Here is a 3462-nt window from a genome sequence, read left to right on the forward strand (position 1 = left end):
AGCGACGAGCAGCCGACCGCGAAGCAGACCTCGGTGACGCTGAGGTCGCCACGACGCAGCAGCGCCATCGCGCGCTCGATGCGCCGCGTCATCAGATAGGAGTACGGCGACTCGCCGTAGGCGAGCCGGAACTGGCGGCTGAGGTGCCCGGCGGACATGTTCACACCGCGGGCGAGCGCCTCGACATCCAGCGGCTGCGCGTACTCCCGGTCGATCCGGTCGCGGACGCGGCGCAGCCGCGCGAGGTCGCTCAGGCGCTGCGCCGCGGCGGGTCTGCTGGTCACCTGTGAGATCGTGCCACATACGACTGTATGTAAAGGTTGAACACGCCCCTTTACCGGTCGGGACGGGTCGAAACAGATGAGAGAACTCGTCTCACGGTGTCCGCGAGGGCCTCGGTCAGGTACCCACGTAGGCCGCGAGGTGCTCGCCGGTGAGGGTGGATCGGGCGGCGACGAGGTCGGCGGGTGTGCCCTCGAAGACGATCCGGCCGCCGTCGTGGCCGGCGCCGGGGCCGAGGTCGATGATCCAGTCGGCGTGCGCCATGACCGCCTGGTGGTGCTCGACGACGATGACCGACTTGCCGGAGTCGACGAGCCGGTCGAGCAGGCCGAGCAACTGCTCGACGTCGGCGAGGTGCAGGCCCGTGGTCGGCTCGTCGAGGACGTAGACGCCGCCCTTCTCGGCCATGTGGGTGGCCAGCTTGAGCCGCTGCCGCTCGCCGCCGGACAGCGTGGTGAGCGGCTGGCCGAGGCTGAGGTAGCCGAGCCCGACGTCGGCGAGCCGGTCGAGGATGGCGTGCGCGGCCGGCGTGCGCGCCTCGCCGGCGCCGAAGAACTCCTCGGCCTCGGTCACCGACATCGCGAGCACCTCGCTGATGTCGCGGCCGCCGAGGTGGTGGTCCAGCACCGATGCCTGGAACCGCTTGCCCTCGCACTCCTCGCAGGTGGTGGCGACGCCGGCCATCATCGCCAGGTCGGTGTAGATGACGCCGGCGCCCTTGCAGGTGGGGCAGGCGCCCTCGGAGTTGGCGCTGAACAGCGCCGGCTTCACGCCGTTGGCCTTCGCGAACGCCTTGCGGATCGGGTCGAGCAGTCCGGTGTAGGTCGCCGGGTTGCTCCGTCGCGAGCCGCGGATCGCGCCCTGGTCGATCGCGACCACACCTGCGCGGCCGGGGATCGACCCGTGCACGAGCGAGCTCTTGCCGGAGCCGGCGACGCCGGTGACGACGGCGAGCACCCCGAGCGGGATGTCGACGTCGACGTCGCGCAGGTTGTTCGCCGTCGCGCCGCGGATCTCCAGCTTGCCGGTGGGCTTGCGCACCTTCTCTTTGACGACGGCCCGGTCGTCGAAATGGCGGCCGGTGAGGGTGCCGCTGGCCCGCAGCCCCTCGACGGTGCCCTCGAAGCAGACGGTGCCGCCCGCCGTACCGGCGCCGGGGCCGAGGTCGACGACGTGGTCGGCGATCACGATCGTCTCCGGCTTGTGCTCCACGACGAGCACCGTGTTGCCCTTGTCCCGCAGCCGCAGCAGCAGGTCGTTCATCCGCTGGATGTCATGGGGGTGCAGGCCGATGGTGGGCTCGTCGAAAACATAGGTGGTGTCGGTGAGCGCGGAGCCGAGGTGGCGGATCATCTTGACGCGCTGTGCCTCGCCGCCCGACAGCGTGCCCGACGGCCGCTCGAGCGACAGGTAGCCCAGCCCGATCTCCACGAAGGAGTCGAGGGACTGCTGCAGCGCGATGAGCAGCGGCGCCAACGACGGCTCATCCAGACCGCGCACCCAGTCGGCCAGGTCGCTGATCTGCATCGAGCAGACGTCGGCGATGCTGATCCCCTTGATCTTGGAGGAGCGGGCCGCCTCGCTGAGCCGGGTGCCGCCGCACTCGGGACAGGAAGTGAACGTCACCGCCCGCTCCACAAAGGCCCGGACGTGCGACTGCAGCGCCTCCTTGTCCTTGGACAGCATCGACTTCTGGATCTTCGGGACCAGGCCCTCGTACGTCAGGTTGATGCCGTCGACCTTGATCTTGGTCGGCTCCTTGTAGACCAGGTCGTGGAGCTCGGCCTTGGTGTACTTGCGGATCGGCTTGTCGGGGTCGAAGAAGCCGCAGCCGCTGAAGATCCGGCCGTACCATCCGTCCATGCTGTAGCCGGGGATCGTGAGCGCACCCTCGTTGAGCGACTTGGAGTCGTCGTAGAGCTGGGACAGGTCGATGTCGGTGACCCGGCCCATGCCCTCGCAGCGCGGGCACATGCCGCCGGTGATGCTGAAGTCGCGCCGCTCCTTCACACTCTTCCCGCCGCGCTCGAACGAGACCGAACCCGCTCCGCTGATGGAGGCGACGTTGAAGGAGAAGGCCTGGGGCGAGCCGACGTGCGGCCGGCCGAGCCGGCTGAACAGGATGCGCAGCATCGCGTTGGCGTCGGTGACGGTGCCGACCGTGGAGCGGGGGTTGGCCCCCATCCGCTCCTGGTCGACGATGATCGCGGTCGTCAGCCCTTCGAGGACGTCGACCTCGGGCCGTGCCAGCGTCGGCATGAAGCCCTGCACGAAGGCGCTGTAGGTCTCGTTGATCAGCCGCTGCGACTCCGCGGCGATCGTGCCGAACACCAGCGAGCTCTTGCCCGAGCCGGAGACGCCGGTGAACACCGTCAGCCGGCGCTTCGGGATCTCGACGCTGACGTCCTTGAGGTTGTTCCCGCGCGCGCCCTGCACGCGGATCAGATCGTGGCTGTCGGCAATGTGCAGCGCAGGCGACTGCGTGTCCGTCCCCGTGGCCATACTCATCATGTCTCCATCTGTTAAGCGGGGTCGCCTTCACGGTCCCCATCGGCGTCGCCTGGCTTGATCTGACCAGCTTTGAGCAGTATGTCTGGTTCTCCTTCGTTGGCGCGGTCGCGGCAACGGTCCGCTGTCTACCTGATCAGCGTGTCGGCCGGGGGGCGCGACGAACCGGTCACCCCGCTCCTGCGGCAGCGCGCCGATCTCGATCATGGACACGTCGCGGGCGTGGCCCGGCCCCAAAGGCCGGGGAGGCATCCGGGGCGTAGTGCGAGAGGAAGCTCGCGCGAATGGTGATGTCCATGGCGGTCAGGCTAGTTGCGGCTCCATGACCCGCGCTTCTCGATTCCTGATCGGTCTGGTCACCTGTTTCGCCACGCACGGCGGCATCCCCGCCGTCGCGCGCGCCGCGTGGTGCCGGTAGGTGCCGGACCTGTCGCCGGCCATGCTCGCCGCCCTCGCGTCGGCGACCGAGCGCGTCACGCTCGGCACGGCGACGCCGCTGCCCGCCTTCCGCCGCCCGGTCACGGCCGCGCAGGAGCTCGCCTCCATCGGGTCAGCTTCTCAGCCCTGAAGGGCTGAGCTTGCAGCTCCTCGCCGTCGGTGGCTTCGACGGTCTGGTCCGCGTCAGGCAGCGTGACTCACTGCCCAGCTTGTGACACCGCGTGCGGCGATGTT

Annotated in this window: 3 protein-coding genes; 1 reads left to right on the forward strand and 2 read right to left on the reverse strand. The window is 69.2% G+C overall.

Annotation, left to right across the window (positions count from 1 at the left end):
• Positions 1-284, reverse strand: a 284-nt coding sequence (locus tag ABZU75_RS45825; RefSeq protein ID WP_355569681.1) for a helix-turn-helix transcriptional regulator, incomplete at its 3' end; no start/stop codon positions are given.
• Positions 285-399: 115 nt separating this feature from the next.
• Complete coding sequence (locus ABZU75_RS45830) at positions 400-2784, reverse strand: excinuclease ABC subunit UvrA (RefSeq protein ID WP_355569684.1); 2385 nt, start codon at positions 2782-2784, stop codon at positions 400-402.
• Positions 2785-3229: 445 nt separating this feature from the next.
• Between ABZU75_RS45830 and ABZU75_RS45835 the strand changes: the two genes are divergently transcribed.
• A complete protein-coding gene (locus ABZU75_RS45835; RefSeq protein ID WP_355569687.1) occupies positions 3230-3358 on the forward strand; it encodes an LLM class flavin-dependent oxidoreductase in 129 nt (42 codons plus the stop codon).
• Positions 3359-3462: the final 104 nt, after the last annotated feature.

The sequence above is a fragment of the Streptosporangium sp. NPDC005286 genome, assembly GCF_040607515.1.
GTDB lineage: Bacteria > Actinomycetota > Actinomycetes > Streptosporangiales > Streptosporangiaceae > Streptosporangium.

Bases quoted from the DNA above. Each gene is read 5' to 3' on its own strand.
- ABZU75_RS45830 (WP_355569684.1), bottom strand. From the start codon at position 2,784: ATGGCCACGGGGACGGACACGCAGTCGCCTGCGCTGCACATTGCCGAC.
- ABZU75_RS45835 (WP_355569687.1), top strand. From the start codon at position 3,230: ATGCTCGCCGCCCTCGCGTCGGCGACCGAGCGCGTCACGCTCGGCACG.